Source organism: Paenibacillus sp. PAMC 26794, assembly GCF_000316035.1.
In the GTDB taxonomy this organism is placed as follows: Bacteria; Bacillota; Bacilli; order Paenibacillales; family Paenibacillaceae; genus Paenibacillus.
This window is the reverse complement of the sequence record NZ_ANHX01000075.1, coordinates 29,874-50,942: the sequence shown is the minus strand read 5'-3', so window position 1 is coordinate 50,942 and position 21,069 is coordinate 29,874. Positions and strand designations below refer to the sequence as shown.

Sequence of the window (21,069 nt, the reverse complement as noted above, 5' to 3'; positions counted from 1 at the left end):
GGAAGAAATGGAACATGATAAAAGAAGTCATTGTGGTGGAAGGCCGTGACGATACGGTAGCTATCCGTCGGGCCGTGGAAGCCGATACAATAGAAACAGGTGGATCAGCAATCAACCAACGCATTCTGAAGCGGATTGCGCTTGCTCAGGAGAGACGGGGAGTCATTGTACTGACAGATCCGGATCATGCTGGCGAACGCATTCGTAAAATTATTGCGAACAAGGTGCCTGGCTGCAAGCATGCCTTCATTCCGGAAGCCGATGCAACGCGCAAAGGGGACATTGGGGTGGAGAATGCCTCACCAGAGGCGATCCGCCATGCTCTGGCGCGCGTACATACTTCATACGAAGGTGCTCCGAGCCTGATCGATTGGGAGGACCTGATCGCGGCAGGACTTATCGTGCATCCGCAGGCTGCTGCACGTCGCATGGAGATGGGCAATCTGCTGGGCATCGGTTATTGTAACGGTAAGCAGTTCCACAAACGTCTCAGTGTATTTCAGATTACACGGGAAGAGTTCTCTACAGCATTAGCGCAAATTGAACGTGAAGGATTGTGAGCATATGAAGAACATGGAAGAGACGATTGAAATTGCAACGCCCAAGCGTACGAAAGAGATTATTCAAAGACACGGATTCTCATTTAAGAAAAGTCTGGGTCAGAACTTTCTGATCGATCAAAATATACTGAACAAAATTGTTAATGCAGCCGACCTGGACGAGTCAAAGGGCGCACTGGAGATCGGGCCGGGTATTGGGGCCCTTACGGAGCGACTGGCTCGGGTAGCCGGCCCTGTCACAGCCGTAGAGATTGATCAGCGCTTGATCCCAATCCTGGGCGAAGTGATGCAGCCTTATTCGAATGTACGTGTTCATCATGGGGATGTGCTGAAGCTTGATCTGGCTGAGTTGTTTAATACGGATTTTGCATCCGTGGACAAAGTCAGTGTCGTGGCTAACCTGCCTTATTATGTAACGACTCCAATCATGATGAAACTGCTGGAAGAGAAGCTGCCGGTAGACAGCATTGTTGTCATGATCCAAAAAGAAGTGGCTGAACGCATGGCTGCTGCACCGGGATCAAAAGACTACGGCAGTCTGAGCATCGCAGTTCAGTACTACAGTATGCCGGAGCTTGTGTGTATTGTGCCTCCTACCGTCTTCATTCCGCAACCTAATGTGGAATCAGCTGTTATTAAGCTGAAGGTGCGTGAGCAACCGCCGGTGGATATTCCTGATGAAGCACACTACTTCGAAGTGGTACAGGCTTCTTTTGCCCAGCGGAGAAAAACAATCTCGAACAACTTGAAGGCACGCTTCTTCACAAAGGAGAACCGGGAACAGGCAGACATTCTGCTGGAGCAGGCAGGTATTCAACCGTCCCGACGCGGAGAGACGTTAAGTCTGCAGGAGTATGCTACACTCAGCACCGTAATGTGGGAAGCAGGGGTACGTGCAGCGCTGTAAAATTTGAATGAACCAAACCGGGTCTCTGCCCATACGATGGGGTAGAGGTGATTACGTTGATGAATATCGGAGACTTGGTCGTTCGGAAGTCATACGGCGGCGATGTGACTTTTCGGGTGGAAGGCCTCCAGTTGGATGCTGCGGTCATTAAAGGGACTGAGTTCCGGCTGATTGCCGATTCCCCGGTGGACGATTTGATACAGGTTCCCTACGAACCACAAAGCGCCAAGACCAGACAGGCGCATATTAAAGCACATCAGACCCTGTCCCGTCTGCAGCAGAATCGTATGGAACAGGCTGAGCGGAATCGTGAAGGTCTGGTACAGGATTGGTCTGCTCAGCAGGAACCGGCTTATTTTGAAATGCCTGGAAAGGTGCTTCATCTGGATGGAGATCCGAACTATTTGAAAAAAAGTATGGATCTCTATGAGCAACTTCGTGTGCCCGCAGAGGGACAATATGTCCATGAATCGGCAATGGCGGATACCTTATACCGATTATTACCCAAAGTACGTCCGGATATCGTAGTCATTACGGGTCATGATGGGGTGCTAAAGACACGTCAGCCCTATGACTTATATAGTCTTGGTAGCTACAAGAACTCGCAAAATTTTGTGTCGGCCATTCAGGTGGCCAGACAATATGAACGCCATCTGGACGCACTCACTATTGTGGCAGGGGCCTGTCAGTCCCATTTTGAGGCACTGCTGCGCGCTGGAGCGAACTTTGCCAGTTCTCCAGGCCGAATTCTAATTCATGCACTTGATCCGGTCTATGTGGCAGCCAAGGCCTCCTTTACCTCTGTGCGGGATACGGTCAACATGAGTGATGTTCTGCACAATACCATCAGTGGTAGCCAGGGTGTGGGTGGTGTCGAGACACGGGGGAGTTACCGGGTAGGTCTGCCTGGGCTGAATGATTTATCTACGCTAAAAGTGAACCCGTCGGCAGTCTGATGTAGGCCATTTAAAGTCCCAATTTGGGGCTTTTTTTGTTTGAAAAAAATTCATTGACAACAACTTTTTGATGCTGATATAATAATTAGTTTTGATTTGACAATGACTGTAAAATCCGGTATAATGGACAAGAAAAGAGGTGGTCGTCGACAATGGCTAAAAACACGCTGTTGGATATCAAACGCAATCTCGATGCACATATTGGTCAGAAAATTATGTTGCGGGCTAATGGTGGCCGCCGTAAGACCATTGAGCGTACGGGTGTATTGGAAGAAACGTACCCTTCTGTTTTTATTGTTAAGCTTGATGAGGAGCAAGAAACCTTCAAGCGAGTATCTTATAGTTATGCGGATATACTTACGGAGTCGGTGGAAGTCATGGTTTATGACCCGGGCAGCCAGACGCATAGCTCCTATATGGAGACGTAAGTATCGATTTACAGGCGATTCGCCCCACAAGGCGGATCGCTTTTTTGTTTTTTTTAAACACCAATTCTCCCTCTAACGTAACCCATACATACTCAGGAATGAGCGAGGAATGGTCGCGGCATACTATATGGACAGGTGAAGGGACAGTTTCTTAAGCAATGCAGGAAACTGAATATGGCCTGATGACAAGATGTCCAAAACGTGAACGAACTCATCACATTACGAAGGATACTTTGGAGGAGGATGGTTCATGAGTCGCAGAAGAAGAAGTGTCATGTCAGAGGATCTGAAGAATGAGCTCGCGAAAGATCTGGGCTTCTATGATACGGTGCAACAGGAAGGCTGGGGTGGAATTAAAGCCAAGGATGCAGGAAACATGGTAAAACGTGCAATTCAACTTGCTGAACAGGCTGCGCGCAAATCTTAATCTGTTTCAAGCAGACTGAAAAGCGGGGAAATCCGTCAGGAACAACCCCGCTTTTTCCCCTTAGATGCGGAATACAAATGACTTGACAGCCCCATTTTGATATAATATGTTAAGTTGTCTTAGGGAAAAGGTGAGGACGGGTGAACGCCTTGAAAATTTACGAAAAAGCGCCTGCTAAAATTAATTTGATGCTGGACGTTTTACATAAAAGAAGCGATGGATTCCATGAAGTTGAAATGATCATGACCATGGTCGATCTGGCTGATCGACTGGAAATGTCGGAGCTGCCGCGAGATACTATTTTCATCTCCAGTCAGGCGGGTTATATCCCGCTGGACGAGAAGAATCTGGCTTTTCAGGCAGCCAGACTCATTAAGGAGCGCTATAACGTGCGTACTGGCGTTCATATACATCTGGATAAAAAGATTCCAGTTGCAGCCGGACTTGCCGGGGGCAGCAGTGATGCAGCAGCAGCGCTGCGTGGGTTGAACCGTCTGTGGCGGTTGAATATACCGGATCACGAACTGCAGGAGCTTGGAGCTGAACTAGGTTCGGATGTTCCATTCTGTATCACAGGAGGGACTGCACTCGCTACAGGCCGTGGTGAGAAGTTAACTCCCATTCCTAATCCGCCGCAATGCTGGGTAATTCTGGCCAAGCCTCCGATTAATGTGTCTACAGCCGATGTGTACGGAAGGTTCCGCAGTGACAAGATTGTTCGTCATCCGAGTGCAGCTAAAATGGAGCAGGCTATTCGCAATCAATCATTTACGGAAGTCTGTGACCAGATGGGCAATGTGCTTGAAGATGTAACGTTGAAGCTGTATCCGGAAGTTCAGCATCTGAAGGATGCCATGATTCGATTGGGTGCAGACGGCGTGTTAATGTCCGGTAGCGGTCCAACGGTATTTGGGCTGGTCTCCAAAGAATCCAAGGTTGCCCGGATATACAATGGTCTGCGTGGGTTCTGTAAAGAAGTGTACGCTGTACGTATGTTAACGTAAAATTCGCTTTTATAATGTACAAACACGTATAAAGGTGGTATATTCTTAAATAATTATTCGGATTTGGATGTTTCCGTGATCGTGAGGATGGATCTCTGTGAAGAAGTTAAAACGAAGCGCAAGGCTGGTTGAAATGACGCAATACTTATTGTCCAGACCGCATACGGTTATTCCGTTGACCACATTTGCCGAACGTTATGGAGCCGCAAAGTCTTCAATTAGTGAAGATTTGGCGATTATCAAAGAAGTGTTCGAAGAAGGTGGGTCAGGAGAACTGCATACACTGGCTGGAGCAGCCGGGGGAGTAAGATGGATTCCGAAGGTATCCCGAGAACTGGCACTGGCATTTGCGGAGCGGCTCTCGACCCAGCTCGCGCAACCTGATCGGATCTTGCCTGGAGAATACCTGTACATGTCCGACTTGCTTGGTCAGCCCGCATTGATGAATGAAGCCGGCAAGATTTTTGCAACGGCCTTTGGCAATATGAATATTGATGTAGTTATGACGGTAGAAACCAAAGGAATTCCACTGGCTTATGCGACCGGAGCCCAGCTCAACCTGCCTGTCGTGCTCGTACGCAGGGACCATCAGGCTACAGAAGGATCGGCCGTAAGTATCAATTATGTATCCGGGTCCCATAAAAGTCTACATACCATGTCCCTGTCTCGTAGGGCGATGCGTGAGCATTCCAGAGTACTTATTGTGGATGACTTCATGAAGGCCGGGGGTACGGTGCAAGGAATGATCGATCTTTTGGCCGAGTTTAATGCTACAGTTGCCGGGGTAGGGGTACTGGTGGAATCTGGTTCTGTAGATTCAGAAGAACGCCTGTTAACAGATTACGTATCTCTGGCGAAACTGACAGCGGTTGATGCCAAGAGCAGACAGATTTCCGTCAAGCCTGGCAACTATTTTGACCTGTAGAAAGATGACGAATGTTATGTCGTTAAAAGGTCTTTTCCATCGACCTGGCATGAACGTTGTCGAATTGTGTATTAAATAAAAAAATTCCTGAAATTAGGAAATTTTTGTGGTTATAAAAAGAAGGAGTTCGTATATGCCGTGTGGAATTATACACCAAGTTCTGATGGAAAAAGGTGGTGAACACACACATGCAAATTACGGATGTCAGACTCCGCCGTGTTAACTCGGAGGGGAGAATGAAGGCTATCGCATCCATTACCATCGATAACGAATTCGTCGTTCATGACATTCGTGTCATTGATGGTAACAACGGAATGTTTGTTGCTATGCCGAGCAAACGTACTCCTGATGGAGAGTTCCGTGATATCGCCCACCCGATCTCTTCCGGTACGCGTGAGAAGATTCAGGCAGCAGTTTTGACTGAATACGATCGTGCGGCAACTGAGGAAGAAGTCATTGAAGAAGGTGCCTGAGAACATTATTGGGGTTCGAAGGAAAAGAGAGCCATGTCTTATGGCTCTCTTTTCTTTTTGACCGGAATAAGATATATTCAGTATTGAGTTTATTAGCAGAGAACAAAAGCGCATCGTGCGCTTGGTGGCAGGGCGGCATCTTAGGAATCATTGGGATTCGGTTAAGCTCGCAGGTACACGGCGTATACATATAGGTCACGATTCGTTGGTGTCCGCGTTGTTACGTGTGATTACAGAGACAGCAGGCGATGAACAGGACCGGCTTAAAGCCGGCTGAACGATACTCATTGGATATAGATCAGCAGTGCATTTCAATGGGATTTTCAGAACAGGAGGTCGTTAATTTTGAAACGAATGGCAATCGTTCTTGCCGCAGGGCAAGGAAAACGAATGAAATCAAAATTGTACAAAGTACTGCATCCCGTATGCGGTAAACCTATGGTTGGACATGTGCTGGATGCAGCACTCAGCGCAGGCGTTGAACGCAGTGTGGTTGTAGTCGGTCATGGTGCCGAAGCGGTGCAGTCATTTTTGGGTTCCAGAGCGGAGTATGCACTTCAGGCGGAACAACTGGGTACAGGTCATGCAGTGAAGCAGGTTAAATCTTTGCTTGGCGGAGAGACAGGTTCTACAATTGTGGTCTGTGGAGACACACCGCTTGTGACCAGTGAGACGTTGGAAGGTCTGATGAAGCTGCATGAGAGTAGCGGAGCAGCAGCGACAGTTCTTACGGCTCAGCTGGACAATCCCAAAGGTTATGGCCGAGTGATTCGTGGAGAAGATGGATCTGTACAACGGATTGTGGAACAAAAGGATTGCACGGAGCAGGAAGATGCTGTGAATGAGATTAACACAGGCACATACTGTTTCGATAATGCAAAATTGTTCGCTGCTCTGGAAAAAGTGACGAACCAGAATGCTCAGGGAGAGTATTATCTCACAGACGTAGTTGGCATTTTCCGCAATGATGGAGAAGTGGTTGAAGCTTACATGTCGGATGACATCGCAGAATCCATCGGGGTTAACGACCGACTCGCACTTTCGCAAGCCGAAGCCTTCATGCGTGAACGTCTGGCAGTACGCCATATGTTGAACGGTGTCACAATCATTGATCCGTCATCGACATATATCGGAGCGGATGTTACGATTGGAGCAGATACAGTATTGTACCCGGGGACGATCCTCAAAGGCACAACTTCCATTGGTGAAGCATGTCATATTGGTCCTCAGGCAGATGTGGAAGACAGCGTTATTCAGGACGGAGTTACGATTAAACATTCGGTAGTATCCAATGCCGAGGTTGGTTCTGATGCAACGGTAGGTCCATTTGCTAATTTGCGTCCAGGGACCAAACTGGGTCGCAACGTAAAAATTGGTGACTTTGTTGAAGTGAAAAATGCTACAATTGATGAAGGTTCCAAAGTATCTCATCTCAGCTATATTGGGGATGCCAAAGTAGGGAAAAACGTAAATGTTGGATGCGGGGCAATAACTGTCAATTATGATGGTTATAATAAAGCTGTGACAACGATTGAAGATGATGCTTTTGTAGGCAGCAACGTCAATCTGATTGCACCGATTACGGTAGGAAAAGGCGCTTATGTGGTTGCTGGCTCCACCGTTACCCATTCCGTTCCCGAGAATGATCTGGCCATTGCTCGTCCACGTCAGGAGAATAAACCTGGTTATGCAGAGAAGATTCGCGGACGTGCCAAAGCCAAGAAACAAAATGCCAAACCCCAATAAGGGGTTTTGATAACAAGATTGCCTCCCGAAGACAGGGAGGTGCCGACATGTCGCAGACGCTTATTGATTCCAATGAACCAGCACGGAGGGTTTTTATTTTATGACTTATTTTGATTCGAAATTAAAAATATTTACTTGCAATTCTAACCCCAAGCTTGCCCATCAAATTGCTGATTATATCGGGATCCCTATGGGTGAATCTCACACAACCAGCTTTAGTGATGGCGAGATTCAAGTGAAACTCTCCGAGAGTGTTCGGGGTTGTCACGTTTATATCGTGCAGTCCACTTGCTTGCCGGTTAATGATAACCTGATGGAAATGCTCGTTATGATTGATGCACTCAAACGGGCATCTGCCAAGACGATTAACGTCGTTATTCCTTACTATGGCTATGCAAGACAGGATCGCAAGGCACGTTCACGTGACCCAATTACTGCGAAACTGGTTGCCAACCTGATCGAAAAAGCGGGTGCAACCCGTGTTATCGCGATGGACTTGCATGCAATGCAGATTCAGGGATTCTTCGACATTCCAGTCGACCATTTGCTTGGCGTGCCAATTCTGGCTCAATATTTCCGGTCGAAACAGATCGAAAATCCGGTTGTTGTGTCGCCTGACCACGGTGGCGTAGTGCGCGCACGTAAACTGGCTGATTTCCTGAATGCACCCCTGGCGATTATCGATAAACGTCGTCCTGAGCCGAATGTGAGCGAAGTGATGAACATTATCGGTAACATCGAGGGTAAAACAGCTATCCTGATCGATGACATTATTGACACGGCGGGAACGATTGTACTGGGAGCGAATGCTCTGATGGAAGGCGGCGTAAAAGAAGTATACGCGTGCTGTACTCACCCGGTATTGTCCGGACCTGCGATGGAACGTTTGGAGAATGCACCATTGAAGGAAGTCATCGTAACGGATACCATTCCAATTACGCATGCTAATCCGACAAGCAAACTCAAAGTGTTGTCTGTAGCCCCTTTGCTCGGAGAAGCGATTATCCGGGTTCATGAGGAATTGTCAATCAGCAAGCTGTTTGAAATTGAATAAGGATGTCTGCATAAAGTAGTAGAGGGGTTACGTTTTCCGGTTCAATGGAAAATGTAACCCCTGTCGGCGTGCCGTTTTATTAAAAGTGAAACAGACGCTGGTCAGCTAATACCCTGGGCGAGAGATAAATCGGAAACGACGCCGATGAAAAAGCGTGTTGGCAATTTCGACGAATTGATTATCGAAACGTGTGATTAGACCAATCTCAATATGGGTGTCGCGGTCGTATACCTGTACAGGTACGTGATATTCGAGATGATAGATAAAATCGCTATGTTGAGTCAGTTGTCCATTGTCTTCGCGCAAAACCCGCTCACCTTCCTGGGTCGATAAAATATGAACTGTGAACACTACAGTAAATCGATCTTTACTTTCCTGATATTATATGAAATATAACATTCGAAGTCTATGCCTCACCTCAGGCTAATCCGAAGGAGGGAATAAGATGAAGTGGATTGTCGGACTTGGAAATCCAGGCTCGAACTATGCCAAAACTCGTCATAATATCGGTTTTATGGCACTGGATCGGTTGGCTGATCGTCATAGTATCTCCATTACACAGAGTAAATGTAAGGCGCTGATTGGAGAAGGCAATATTGGCGGTGTGAAAACTGTACTGATCAAACCAATGACCTATATGAACTTGTCTGGTGAATCGGTTCGAGCATATATGGATTTTTATAAAGTTAGTCTTGAAGATCTGATTGTTGTGTACGACGACATGGATACAGAGATTGGCAAAGTCAGATTGCGTTACCAAGGTAGTGCAGGCGGACATAATGGAATCAAGTCCATTATTCAGCATACCGGTACACAGCAGTTTAACCGCGTACGCATGGGAATATCCCGACCTGAACCAGGACATGCCATTGTTGATTATGTACTGTCGACATTTATGAAGAAAGAAAAAGAAGCCCTGGATCAAACCATTGAGCAAACATGTGATGCCCTGGAGCATAGCTTGACTCATACGTTCGAACAAACAATGGCGAAGTTTAACGGTTAATTCTGTAAGACATATTGGTAAAATGATCATAAAAAGACGGGTTCGATTCAGCCATACTGGACATACTGGATGTATAAACCATGTTCAGGAGGCATAAACATGTCAGTGAATTACGTATGTCGGCATTGCCGTACCTTTATTGGACGAATCGATTCTGCCCGGATAACGGAAGTAGAGCTCGGCTTTCATTTCTTGACCCCCGACGAGCGGAGGGATATAATAGCGTATAATTCCGGTGGTGACATTACCGTTCGGATTACATGTGATTACTGCAAGGAAGCCCTGGAGCACAATCCGGAGCTTAGCCTGCTCGCGAGTCCGCTTCAGTAGACATCGCCCGTACAGGATCGAATGACAGTTGAGGGCGGTTGCGTAATAACGCTCCACCTTTTATAGCCTTGGCAGCCTGCTGAGGCTTCTTTTCAGTTGGTATGAAAGCCATCGCTATCTCGAAATCAGGCTCAGCCACATCAACAGATGTGGCAATGTTGCGAGTAATCCGATATGATGAAACAGGAGAAAAAGGAATTTGTATCCATTTTAATAGTGATGCTACGCGTATGCGTGAGATAATCAAGTAAGTTATAAGAGAGGTGCCCCTTTTGTTACAAGCACTTATACAGGCTTTTTCCAAAGATCCAGACTTCGGGTCCATTACAGCCGGAATCAAGTCCGGCATGAAGGAACAATTGGTTTCGGGTTTATCCGGCTCGGCGCGTCAGATTATGCTGGCTGCTCTGCATCAGGAAATGAACCGACCATTGCTAGTAGTAACACATAATATGTTTTCAGCTCAAAAAATTGCAGAAGATTTACAGGAAGCGCTTTCACCTGATCAGGTGTTGATCTATCCTGCCAACGAACTTGTCGCTGCGGAAGCTGCTGTTTCCAGCCCGGAAACATTGGGTCAGCGTATTGATGTGTTGGTCCGCTGCGCCCAGGGATTCAGGGGCGTTGTTGTTATTCCTTTTTCCGGGGTAAGACGTTATGTTCCGCTTCCGGAAGTGATGGCCGATGCTCGAATTTTGATTAAACAGGGCAACACACTTCAACTGGACTCCTTCCTGCTGGAGATGGTAAAGCTCGGATATGAGCGTGTGGAACGCGTGGAATCTCGTGGTGAGATGAGTGTACGCGGAGGTATCATCGACTTCTATCCGGTTACTTCATCGATCGCATATCGGGTGGAGTTATTTGATGATGAGATCGACTCCATTCGGACATTTGACCCCGTGGATCAGCGTTCGATTGAACGGATTGAAGAAATTACGGTTTTACCATGCAAGGAGTTAATTGCAGATCGTGAACGTATGGAAAAGGCTGCCGATGCGGCTGCTCTTTTGCTGGAGCAACAGTTGGAGAAAATGACGGACCGGCAGGCGAAGCTGCGTCTTCGTGAAGAAATTCACCGGGAGATCGAGCTTTTGAGAGAGCACGTGTATTTCTCCGAAATGTATAAATATATTTCTCCGCTCTATCCGGAGAACAAAACGATCTACGACTATATGCCGGAAGATACCCTGCTCATTCTTGATGAGCCTGCCAGACTATCGGAGACATCGAAACAGCTTGACCGTGATGAATCGGAGTGGAATCTGCATTTGATGCAAAACGGAAAAACACTTCCGGATCTTCCATTATCCGCAGATGGTGATGAACTCTTGTATGAGCGTCCATTCCAGACGCTGTTTATGTCGATCTTTTTGCGCCAGGTTCCACACACCCAACCACAGAACATTCTGAACTTCATCAGTCGTGGCATGCAGGATTTCCATGGACAGATGAACGTACTGAAGGCAGAGATGGAGCGCTGGCAGAAGGCCGGAGTTCAAGTGCTCATGCTGGCGAACGGTGAGGAGCGACTCGAGCGGATGCGCCGGGTACTGATGGACTATGATATTCCAGAGCCAGAGATGATGATCGGTAATTTGCAAACGGGATTTGAAATGCCGTCCATTCATTTGGCTGTCGTGACCGAGGGCGAGATGTTCTCGCAAAAACAGCGTAAAGTACGCAAACCGATTCGGAATGTAGATAATGCTGAACGGATCAAATCCTATAGCGAGCTAAAAGTGGGCGATTATGTCGTTCACCAGAACCACGGGATTGGTAAGTACTTGGGGATTGGCACCCTCGAGGTTGGCGGTATTCACAAGGACTACATGCATATTCTCTATGCGGGTGGAGACAAACTGTCTGTACCTATTGAGCAGATCGATCTGATTCAGAAATATGTTGGTTCCGAAGAGAAAGAACCGAAAATATACAAGCTGGGCGGCAATGAGTGGATACGGGTTAAAAATAAAGTCCGCACATCCGTACAGGATATTGCTGATGATCTGATTAAGCTGTATGCAGAGCGTCAGACTTCCAAAGGGTTTGGATTCGACAAGGATTCTGCGGAGCAGCAGGAGTTTGAGGACATGTTCCCTTACGATGAGACACGTGATCAGGTGCGTGCGATTGAAGAAATCAAAAAGGACATGGAACAAAACCGTCCAATGGATCGTTTATTGTGTGGGGATGTTGGTTACGGCAAAACCGAGGTGGCTATTCGGGCTGCATTTAAAGCAGCTATTGAAGGCAAACAGGTGGCTGTACTCGTGCCAACAACCATTTTGGCACAGCAGCATTTTGAGACGTTCCGTGAGCGCTTCTCCGGTTATCCGTTCAACATTCATGTGCTTAGCCGGTTCCGCTCCCGTAAAGAGCAGAATGAAACAGCCAAAGGCATCAAGACAGGCACAGTGGATATTGTCATCGGGACGCATCGATTGCTGTCGCAGGATCTGGTGTTCAAGGACCTGGGACTGCTCATTGTTGATGAAGAACAGCGCTTCGGTGTAACCCATAAGGAAAAACTGAAGAAGCTGAAAACCAATGTGGACGTGCTGACACTGACGGCAACGCCGATTCCGCGTACGCTTCATATGTCCATGCTGGGTGTGCGTGATCTGTCCGTTATCGAGACTCCACCAGAGAATCGTTTCCCGGTGCAGACCTATGTGGTTGAACACAGCCAGGCGCTTGTACGTGAAGCCATTGAGCGTGAGCTTGCCCGTGGTGGGCAAGTGTATTACCTCTACAACCGTGTTCAGGGAATTCAGGAGATGGCTGCCGAAATTTCTGAACTTGTGCCTGAAGCCAAAGTTGGTGTGGGACATGGTCAGATGTCGGAAACAGAGCTGGAGAAAACGATTCTGGACTTCTTGGATGGTGAATATGACGTGCTTGTGAGCACAAGTATCATCGAGACCGGGGTAGATATTCCGAACGTAAATACACTGATCGTACATGATGCGGATAAAATGGGACTTTCCCAGCTGTATCAGCTGCGCGGACGTGTAGGTCGTTCCAACCGTATTGCGTATGCCTATTTTACGTACCAACGGGATAAAGTGCTTACTGAAGTTGCTGAGAAACGTTTGCAATCAATCAAAGAATTTACCGAACTGGGTTCAGGATTCAAAATCGCCATGCGTGACTTGTCGATTCGTGGTGCGGGAAATCTGCTAGGAGCGGAGCAGCATGGTTTCATCGCTTCCGTCGGGTTTGATCTGTATTCCCAGATGCTTGCAGAGGAGATCAACAAACGCAAAGTTACGATGCTTGGCGAAGAGCCGGTACCTTCAGACCAGTGGAACACAACCCTGGATCTCAGTATCGATGCCTACTTGCCGTCCGATTATATCTATGACAGTATTCAGAAGATTGAGATCTACAAAAAAGTGGCGGTCATTGCATCTTTCGACGATGCGATGGAGTTGGAAGACGAATTGGTTGACCGATTCGGTGATCTTCCGGAAGCCGTCATTAACTTGCTGGCTGTTGCGCGGATGAAAGTATACGGTAAAATCTATGGTATTGAGTCCATTTCCCAACGTGGTGAGGACATTACCGTGAAGTTCTATGAAGGGCGTGAACATGCCTTTGAACTCTCGAAAATCGCGCACATTGGAAATCAGTTCGAAAGACGTGTACAATTTGAACAAGGACCCCATATGCTAATTCACGCTAAAGGCAAGGGGCTTGGGGATAAGCAACTGATGGAGCTGGTAGAGAAAATTCTGGAGTCCATGAAAACTGCTTTTAAATCAAAGGGGGAACTAAAGGATGTTACCAAAGTATAAAAAAGTAGGAAAAGTACTGTCTGTGAGCATGGTCGCAGTACTATCCTTATCACTGCTTGCTGCTTGTGGCAAAAAGGAAGAAGCAAAAACACCTGAATCGACGGATACAAGTGCTGTAGTCGCTACGTATGATGGTGGTACTATTACAGCCAATGAATTCGACATGGAGCAACGTGTCATGAAATTCCTCTATCCGGAGTATGCACAAATGATGGATATGGACGATTTCAAGGAGTATTTGGTGAAACAGGAAGTTGCTTATGAATATCTGAGTGGCAAAGCAACTGAAGAAGCCAAAACAGCAGGTACCAAAGCAGCAACTGAGCAATTCGATAAAATGAAAGCTTCTGTTCAGGCAGATCAATGGACAGAAATGCTCAAAGCTCAGAATCTGACTGATCAGAACATCAAGGATTATATGACTCGGATCATGACAGTAATCAAAGATAAAGAAACAGGCGTTACGGACGATGCAATCAAGGCTGAGTTTGAGAAAAACAAAGATCAGTTCACAACGGCTTCCGTTCGTCACGTGCTGATTAACTTCACAGATCCAAAAACGCAAAAAGAGCGTAAAAAAGAAGATGCACTTAAAATTGCAAAAGAAGTAAAAACCAAGTTGGATGGCGGAGCTGATTTTGCTGAAATTGCAAAAAAATATTCAGAAGATCCAGGTTCTGCTGAAAAGGGTGGACTGTATGAAAATACACCGGTATCCACTTGGGTAGATGCATTCAAGGAAGCTGCAAAAACGTTGCCACTGAACAAAATCAGTGATCCGGTTGAGACGGAGTACGGTTACCACATCATGAAAGTGGAAGCTCGTACTGAAGCGGACTTCACCAAATTGACGGCTGAGCAAAAAGAAAGCCTGAAGAGCCAATTGGCAGCTGCTGAGATCGATACGTTCATGCAAAATGAATTGGACAAAATCGTAAAAGAAGTTAAACTGCCAAAAACAGAAAAAGCTGAAGAAGGTACGACTGAAGGTACTACGGGTACAGGAACTGAAGGAGAGAAAACAACCGAACCAAAAACGGATGACTCCAAAGGTACGGATACCAAGACTGACCAAGGTACGACTGGAACAGACAAAGATGCAACTACAGATGAAGGTACAAGCAGCAAGTAAGCTGGTAAAATTGCTGTGTTAGCATACGTTCAGGGTTAAATTCGCCCGAATGAATGCCTTGTGCTACGTAAATATGGACAACCATACAGAGAAGCAAGGGGAGGACTTAGGACCTCCTTCTTGCTTCTTCTTTTATATATTCAAGTCGTATGGGTACATGGTCGCCTTCTTCGAAAGTTACACAACTATATTCTCCGAAGCATGTATAAGGAAATGGGAACAGATGAATACTATGGTCAAGATATCACACTAAACGTTCTGGGACTTTCCTCTACCCATTAAGGAACAGTAGTTGAAAAATCTTCTCGAGAAAGTGGGGCAACATGTGAAATGAAAGCTACTGGTATTGTCCGCCGTATAGATGACCTTGGTCGTGTGGTCATTCCAAAAGAAATCCGCCGTACGTTACGTATTCGTGAAGGCGATCCACTGGAGATTTTCGTGGACCGTGATGGAGAAGTTATCCTAAAAAAATATTCGCCTATCAGCGAGCTTGGTGATTTTGCCAAAGAATATGGAGAATCGCTGTATGAGAGTACAGGTCACGTAACGATGATCTCCGACCGGGATACCATTATCACGGTGGCAGGAGGCTCGAAGAAAGAGTATCTGGACAAGCAGGTAGGTCAACTGTTGGAGAGTTGTATGGAAAACAGAAAGACCATTCTGGAAACAAACAATGGTTCTTATGAACTTAGCAAAGATCATGACGAGACGTTATCCTCTTTTGTTATTGCGCCGATTATTTCAGGTGGTGACCCCATCGGAACGGTTATCCTGTTCAATAAGGATGAATCGGTGAAGATGTCTCAGATGGAAGTGAAGATGTCTGAGACGGCTGCTGGTTTCCTTGGCAAGCAAATGGAACAATAGACCGCAGATCAACTCCTGGTGCCCTGTCTTGGGCATACGGGAGTTTTTGCATTTTAAGGGACAACGAAGTTAATCCGGATGATTGTGATGGGGGAGGGTTAGTCTATGTGCCTTCAGGCAGTTATAATAGCAAGGTATGCTTAAAAGGATTACGCAGGAGGGAATTATGAAACAGCCGTCTACAGGCTCAAGGCTGCTACAGGGTGCATTTATACTTGGGCTTGCCGCCATTATCTCTAAAATCATTGGTGCTTTTCAGAAGATTCCGCTGCAGAATCTGGGGGGAGACGGTGTATTTGGCATCTACAATACGGTGTATCCGTTATATATGCTCATTGTTACGCTTGCTGCTGCAGGACTGCCGCTGGCCGTATCCAAATTCGTAGCAGAGCAGAATGCACTTGGAAGACCGGACGAGAGCAGAAGGATTATCCGATTATCTTCTGTGCTGCTCGGGGGAATTGGAATTATAATGGCGCTCTTGATGTATGCAGGTGCGCCGCTGATCGCTGACATGATTGGCAACCGCCATGTGGTTCCATCGATTCGTGCAGCTTCATGGGCGTTGTTGTTCGTACCGGTGATGACAGGGCTGCGTGGATATTTTCAGGGGTTACAGCAGATGGTCCCAACAGCGGTATCACAAGTGGTGGAGCAGACGATACGTGTCACCGTCATGATTGTTCTGCTTCTGTGGTTGATGAGACGGGACGCTTCGCTTGAGACTATTGCTGCTGGTGCCATGATGGGCTCCGTTGCTGGTGGAATGGTTGGGCTGTTAACCATGTTAGGGTACATGGTCCGTCATCGGCGGAAAGTCAGGGAAGTGGTCACCGAACAATTGGATTCGGAATGGAGCAGTAATGGCGGAGAGGTTGGATCAGACAGGCATGAGCGTCAGGAGCATAGGCCGGTTACGCCGCAGAAGAAAACGGTGAGTGCTATTAATCCCGCTCTGGGAGAACGGTCACGATCCAATGGGGAGTGGATCAGGACGCTGCTCATGTATGCCATTCCCGTCTGTCTCGGGTCACTGGCCGTACCGCTGATGAATCTGGTGGATACCTTCACCGTGCCCCGGTTGCTGCGGGGAGAAGGACTGGACGAGCTCCAGTCGATGGTTTCCTTCGGCATCTACAACCGTGGATTGCCGCTGGTTCAACTGGTGACGATGCTGGCCACGTCACTATCTGTGCTGTTTATTCCGGCGATGGCGGAAGCCCGGTTAAAGGGCGGGCCAGAAGCCGTCCGGCAGCAAGCAGGCCTCGCGCTGCGCTGGTTCTGGTTGATCGGACTGGCGGCATCCGCGGGTCTCGCGGTGCTGGCGGAGCCGATTAACCGCATGCTGTACGGAGATGCCGCAGGCACCGAAGCACTGCGGTACATGGCGCTGACGGCTGCGGGCAGCACCGTCAGCATTATTGCGGCGGCGCTGCTGCAAGGCCTCGGCGCCGTGCGCGCACCCGCGTTCAGCATGCTGGCCGCCGCAGGCGTCAAGGCGCTGCTGAACGTCATGCTTGTGCCGACGCTGGGCATCAGCGGCGCGGCCCTTGCGGGCGCAGTCGCCTATATGCTGGCGGCTGGCCTGAATGTGGCGCTGCTGGCGCGACTTGTCGCCCTGCGCCCTGCCCCTGGCGCCGTCCTGGCGAAGCCGGCGCTGGTGATCGCCGCCATGAGTCTGGCGGCGGTAGGCACGGCCTGGGCCGCCGAAGCAGTGCTCGGCGGCATGGGTGTCGCGGCCGACCGCAGGCTGGCCGCGATGGGCGTGAGCCTGCTGGGCATTGCCGCAGGCTCGGCCGTGTTCTTGCTGGCGGCGGCCCAGACAGGGCTACTGACCGCCGCGGAGCTGGCGGCTGTGCCCAAGTTGGGGCCTCGCCTTGCCAAGCTGCTGCGCAGACTGCGTGTGCTACGCTAGCTTCATGCTCACGGTGCTTCTACACCCAGTACCACCAATATGCAATTATAGGATATCGAATGATTCTGGTATAATACGTGTAATTAGTCCTGTTCAGGCACGATGAATCAGTGAGCCTGGACAGGATAGTCCGGATGGAGGTTTACGTAATGAGTGCAGCTTTAACCGTAGTGGGTCTTGGATCTGGAGATGCAGACCAACTGACCGTAGGTATTATCAAAAAAATGAAACATGCAGCTACGCTGTATGTACGTACCCTGGATCATCCCGTAATGAATGATCTGAAGCAAGAGGGACTGGAGATGACATCATTTGATGCTATCTATGAGGCGAAGTCCTCCTTCCCCGAAGTATATGATGAGATCGCGAACCAACTGATAGAAGCCGCTCGCAAGGGTGAGGCTGGAACTGAGATTGTGTATGCCGTACCCGGTCATCCGATGGTAGCAGAGGCAAGTGTACGCCTGCTCAAAGAACGTTGTCCGCAGATGGGTATTTCACTGCGTGTCATGGGCGGGGAGAGCTTTCTGGATGAAGCCTTTATACGGCTTGGATTCGATCCAATCGAAGGGTTTCAACTCCTGGATGCCAGCAGCCTGAACACGGAATTGGTACAACCACAGCTACATACATTGATTGGACAAGTCTACGATGTGTTCACTGCTTCGGATGTGAAGCTATGCCTGATGGAGGTTTACCCGGATGATTATCCGGTATTTGTTGGTCACGCGTTGGGTGTACAGGGCCAGGAGGTCATTCACAAAATTCCGCTACACGAACTGGACCGGATCGAAGGGTACGGCAATCTGTCACTGATCTATGTACCGAAGAACACCGATGATGCCCTGCGTCGTCGTTCCTTTGCGCGTTTGCATGAGATCGTCAATATTCTTCGTAGTCCGGGCGGCTGTCCATGGGATCAGGAGCAGACACATCAAACCATTCGCAAAAACCTGATTGAAGAGACCTATGAGGTCATTGAGACGATCGATGAGGATGACCCCGACCATATGAAAGAAGAGCTGGGTGATCTGCTGCTGCAGATTTTATTGCACTCCCAGATGGAAGAAGAAGTGGGCACATTTAATGTGTATGATGTCATCGAAGGTTTGAATGACAAGCTGATCTTCCGCCATCCACATGTTTTTGGCGATAATCAGGCAGAAGATGCGAATGAAGCTCTTCAGAATTGGGAACAGATGAAGGCAGAGGAGAAGAAGCGCAAAGGACAGGATCAGCAGAAGGTTTCCGTGCTGGATGGTATACCGCGTGACTTGCCTGCATTGATGAAGGGATACAAGTTACAGAAGAAAGCAGCCAAAGTAGGCTTTGACTGGGATGATGTTGAAGGTGTGTTTGCCAAGATCGAGGAAGAACTGGCCGAGTTGAAAGAAGCGGTGCAACAAGGTCAGTCTGCGGAAGAACGGAAGCTCGAACTGGGTGATTTATTATTCGCAGCTGCCAACGTTGCAAGATTCATCGATACGGACCCGGAAGAGGCGCTTGCTGCGACCAACCGCAAGTTTGTCGGGCGATTCCAGTATATCGAAGAGCGTCTTCGCGAACAGGGAAGAACACCAGCAGATAGCAATGTAGAAGAGATGGAGCAATACTGGCAGGATGCGAAGAAGGCAGGATTATAACGGGTTCAATTTTCTAGGAAATACCGATAAACCTTATTCCATCATGTTATGCAGTGTGTTATGATATACGAACATGTGTTCATCTGTACTGACTGGGATAGGTGTTTAGCGACGGATGGTTTCGGGTACTGGTCTTAGACTGTTGCCTGCGGACCATCGACAAAAAGCTAAAAAAAGTCGCGGACCAAGGCAGGATTTCAGATGCCAAGCCAGAATACATGTGTAGTGACCTAACGCGAACCAGCGGCAATCGATGTATTGTCAGGAATCGCAGATACTTTTTTTTCAATTTGGGAGGCTTTTAAAAATGAACAAAACAGATCTGATTAACAACATTTCAACCAAAAGTGGTTTGACTAAAAAAGACGTTGAGTCCGTATTGAACGGCTTTTTGGGAGAAATTACAGATGCACTTGCCAGCGGAGACAAAGTACAATTGATCGGCTTTGGCACTTTTGAGACCCGCAAACGTTCCGGTCGTACCGGACGTAACCCACAAACAGGGAATGAAATCGTGATTCCTGAGTCCACTGTTCCTGCATTCAAAGCAGGCAACAAACTTAAAGAAGCCGTAAAATAATGCGTCTTGATAAATTCCTGAAGGTCTCCCGGCTAATCAAACGCCGCACTGTGGCCAAGGACGTCTCTGAACAGGGACGTGTTCTGGTGAACGGACGTGAAGCAAAGCCCAGCGCCGCTGTCAAAGTGGGCGATGAGCTGACGGTTCAGTTCGGTCAGAAACTGGTCACCGTGAGGGTGGAACGAATTGCCGAGAGTACCAAGAAGGATGAGGCGAGCAGCCTCTACACCTTGGTGAAGGAAGAGCCGATCGCCAAGGATAACGGGATGAACTGGTAACAGTACATCTGGTATTGAATATTCATTCAATGCAAGTTGAATCGAAACGTCCTCCTGTAACAGGGAAGGGCGTTTTTGTTTTTACTGGATGCCGGGTTATTTGTTCAACAACGCTGGTTCTATTCCAACCTCCACATCCATAAGCTAGGTGTAAGAAGGAGGGGTACATGCCATGGTTGAGCACGGTAAGGCCAAACAGCATCATCTGAGCATGCAGAATCGGAAACTGCTGGATCTGACGGGTGTCTCCAACGTGGAGAGCTTCGACAGTGAGGAATTTTTGCTGCAGACTGAACTTGGGCATCTGACCATCCGGGGGCACAATTTACATATCAAAAACCTGAGCCTGGAGGAAGGTCTGTTAACCATTGAAGGCACAGTCAGTTCGCTCCAATATCTGGACCCCGGTTCCCAGTCCAAAAACGGTAAAGGCCTGTTTGGCAAGATGTTCCGATGAGTCCGGATACTCAATGGATCACATTGATGTGGATGCTTACTTCGGGGGTCGTGATGGGGATGGCCTACGACAGTTACCGGGTACTGTCCGGACAGCTGCGGTTTCCGAGGTGGAGTATTCACACACTCGATCTGTTGTACTGGGTTGCTTCCGCGCTGTTCGTTTTTCGGATGCTATACGCCGGAAACCACGGACAGTTGCGGTTTTATGTCTTTTTGGGGCTGATTATAGGGGTTTGCTTCTATTTTTGGCTTTTAAGTGTTACTACCCAGCGTTTTGTGGTAATGTTAATTAAACTCGCAAGAACGCTGATTCATTGGTGTGGACATATCCTTAACATCCTGATCGTTATGCCGGCTAAAGGAATTTATAAGTTAATTCGCGTATTATTCGGTTTTGTAATTGCGATACTATTATTCCTGGGCAGGCTGGTGCTGCAATGTTTGGTACCTTTCGGCAAGTTGTTCCGCTGGATGTTTAGGCCGCTCCTGAAACATTGGGTAACGCCACGCTTCATGATCCGTGTGGGTACAAGAATTGCAGCGATGTGGAAACGCTGGTTTTAAGGAGGTCCG

22 protein-coding genes are annotated in these 21,069 nt (G+C 48.0%); 21 read left to right on the top strand and 1 reads right to left on the bottom strand.

Features of this window, described 5'->3' with window-relative positions:
- The first annotated feature begins 14 nt into the window (after positions 1-14).
- The 10 genes from rnmV to D829_RS0123550 all read left to right on the top strand — a co-directional run bounded on the left by rnmV (position 15) and on the right by D829_RS0123550 (position 8,480).
- Positions 15-560 (top strand): ribonuclease M5, encoded by a 546-nt coding sequence (rnmV, locus tag D829_RS0123595; RefSeq protein ID WP_017691379.1) that lies wholly within the window; start codon positions 15-17, stop codon positions 558-560.
- Positions 561-573: 13 nt separating this feature from the next.
- Entirely contained in the window at positions 574-1,467 is an 894-nt protein-coding gene (gene rsmA, locus D829_RS0123590; RefSeq protein ID WP_026081374.1) for a 16S rRNA (adenine(1518)-N(6)/adenine(1519)-N(6))-dimethyltransferase RsmA, read from the top strand.
- Between the two features lie 59 nt (positions 1,468-1,526).
- Complete coding sequence (gene yabG / locus D829_RS0123585; RefSeq protein WP_017691377.1) at positions 1,527-2,423, top strand: sporulation peptidase YabG; 897 nt, start codon at positions 1,527-1,529, stop codon at positions 2,421-2,423.
- A 152-nt stretch (positions 2,424-2,575) separates the two neighbouring features.
- Entirely contained in the window at positions 2,576-2,851 is a 276-nt protein-coding gene (locus tag D829_RS0123580; protein ID WP_017691376.1) for a Veg family protein, read from the top strand.
- A 250-nt stretch (positions 2,852-3,101) separates the two neighbouring features.
- Positions 3,102-3,278, top strand: a complete 177-nt coding sequence (locus tag D829_RS0123575; protein ID WP_017691375.1) for a small, acid-soluble spore protein, alpha/beta type — start codon at positions 3,102-3,104, stop codon at positions 3,276-3,278.
- Positions 3,279-3,427: 149 nt separating this feature from the next.
- On the top strand, positions 3,428-4,282 hold the full coding sequence (ispE, locus tag D829_RS0123570; RefSeq protein WP_026081373.1) for a 4-(cytidine 5'-diphospho)-2-C-methyl-D-erythritol kinase: 855 nt from the start codon (positions 3,428-3,430) through the stop codon (positions 4,280-4,282).
- Positions 4,283-4,379: 97 nt separating this feature from the next.
- The gene (purR, locus tag D829_RS0123565; protein ID WP_017691373.1) at positions 4,380-5,207 is read left to right on the top strand and encodes a pur operon repressor; all 828 of its coding nucleotides are present in this window, start codon (positions 4,380-4,382) and stop codon (positions 5,205-5,207) included.
- Between the two features lie 188 nt (positions 5,208-5,395).
- The gene (spoVG, locus tag D829_RS0123560) at positions 5,396-5,680 is read left to right on the top strand and encodes a septation regulator SpoVG (RefSeq protein WP_017691372.1); all 285 of its coding nucleotides are present in this window, start codon (positions 5,396-5,398) and stop codon (positions 5,678-5,680) included.
- Between the two features lie 345 nt (positions 5,681-6,025).
- Positions 6,026-7,426, top strand: a complete 1,401-nt coding sequence (gene glmU, locus D829_RS0123555; protein WP_017691371.1) for a bifunctional UDP-N-acetylglucosamine diphosphorylase/glucosamine-1-phosphate N-acetyltransferase GlmU — start codon at positions 6,026-6,028, stop codon at positions 7,424-7,426.
- Between the two features lie 100 nt (positions 7,427-7,526).
- Complete coding sequence (locus D829_RS0123550) at positions 7,527-8,480, top strand: ribose-phosphate diphosphokinase (protein ID WP_017691370.1); 954 nt, start codon at positions 7,527-7,529, stop codon at positions 8,478-8,480.
- Positions 8,481-8,585: 105 nt separating this feature from the next.
- Here the strand turns inward: D829_RS0123550 and D829_RS33065 are convergent, their stop codons facing one another.
- Positions 8,586-8,786: a hypothetical protein gene (locus D829_RS33065; RefSeq protein WP_076216763.1), complete on the bottom strand. Its 201-nt coding sequence runs from the start codon at positions 8,784-8,786 to the stop codon at positions 8,586-8,588.
- 139 nt (positions 8,787-8,925) lie between these two features.
- Here D829_RS33065 and pth point away from each other — a divergent pair, with 139 nt between their 5' ends.
- From pth to yabQ, 11 genes are all read left to right on the top strand, one after another.
- Positions 8,926-9,486 (top strand): aminoacyl-tRNA hydrolase, encoded by a 561-nt coding sequence (gene pth, locus D829_RS0123545; RefSeq protein WP_017691369.1) that lies wholly within the window; start codon positions 8,926-8,928, stop codon positions 9,484-9,486.
- A gap of 99 nt (positions 9,487-9,585) precedes the next feature.
- Positions 9,586-9,816 carry an anti-sigma-F factor Fin family protein gene (locus D829_RS0123540; RefSeq protein WP_017691368.1) on the top strand — a complete coding sequence of 77 codons (231 nt, stop codon included), beginning with the start codon at positions 9,586-9,588 and terminating at the stop codon, positions 9,814-9,816.
- Between the two features lie 272 nt (positions 9,817-10,088).
- Entirely contained in the window at positions 10,089-13,616 is a 3,528-nt protein-coding gene (gene mfd / locus D829_RS0123535) for a transcription-repair coupling factor (protein WP_017691367.1), read from the top strand.
- Positions 13,600-14,748, top strand: coding sequence for a peptidylprolyl isomerase (locus tag D829_RS0123530; protein ID WP_017691366.1), 1,149 nt, complete (start codon positions 13,600-13,602; stop codon positions 14,746-14,748). Before mfd ends, D829_RS0123530 begins: the two co-directional genes overlap by 17 nt.
- A 330-nt stretch (positions 14,749-15,078) precedes the next feature.
- Positions 15,079-15,621, top strand: coding sequence for a stage V sporulation protein T (gene spoVT, locus D829_RS0123525; protein ID WP_017691365.1), 543 nt, complete (start codon positions 15,079-15,081; stop codon positions 15,619-15,621).
- A 166-nt stretch (positions 15,622-15,787) separates the two neighbouring features.
- A complete protein-coding gene (locus tag D829_RS0123520; protein WP_017691364.1) occupies positions 15,788-17,536 on the top strand; it encodes a polysaccharide biosynthesis protein in 1,749 nt (582 codons plus the stop codon).
- 149 nt (positions 17,537-17,685) lie between these two features.
- Positions 17,686-19,179, top strand: a complete 1,494-nt coding sequence (gene mazG, locus D829_RS0123515) for a nucleoside triphosphate pyrophosphohydrolase (protein WP_017691363.1) — start codon at positions 17,686-17,688, stop codon at positions 19,177-19,179.
- 307 nt (positions 19,180-19,486) lie between these two features.
- Positions 19,487-19,759, top strand: a complete 273-nt coding sequence (locus tag D829_RS0123510; protein ID WP_017691362.1) for an HU family DNA-binding protein — start codon at positions 19,487-19,489, stop codon at positions 19,757-19,759.
- Complete coding sequence (locus D829_RS0123505; RefSeq protein WP_017691361.1) at positions 19,759-20,037, top strand: RNA-binding S4 domain-containing protein; 279 nt, start codon at positions 19,759-19,761, stop codon at positions 20,035-20,037. Before D829_RS0123510 ends, D829_RS0123505 begins: the two co-directional genes overlap by 1 nt.
- A gap of 172 nt (positions 20,038-20,209) precedes the next feature.
- Positions 20,210-20,494, top strand: a complete 285-nt coding sequence (gene yabP, locus D829_RS0123500) for a sporulation protein YabP (RefSeq protein WP_017691360.1) — start codon at positions 20,210-20,212, stop codon at positions 20,492-20,494.
- Positions 20,491-21,060: a spore cortex biosynthesis protein YabQ gene (yabQ, locus tag D829_RS0123495; protein WP_017691359.1), complete on the top strand. Its 570-nt coding sequence runs from the start codon at positions 20,491-20,493 to the stop codon at positions 21,058-21,060. Before yabP ends, yabQ begins: the two co-directional genes overlap by 4 nt.
- Positions 21,061-21,069 lie beyond the last annotated feature (9 nt).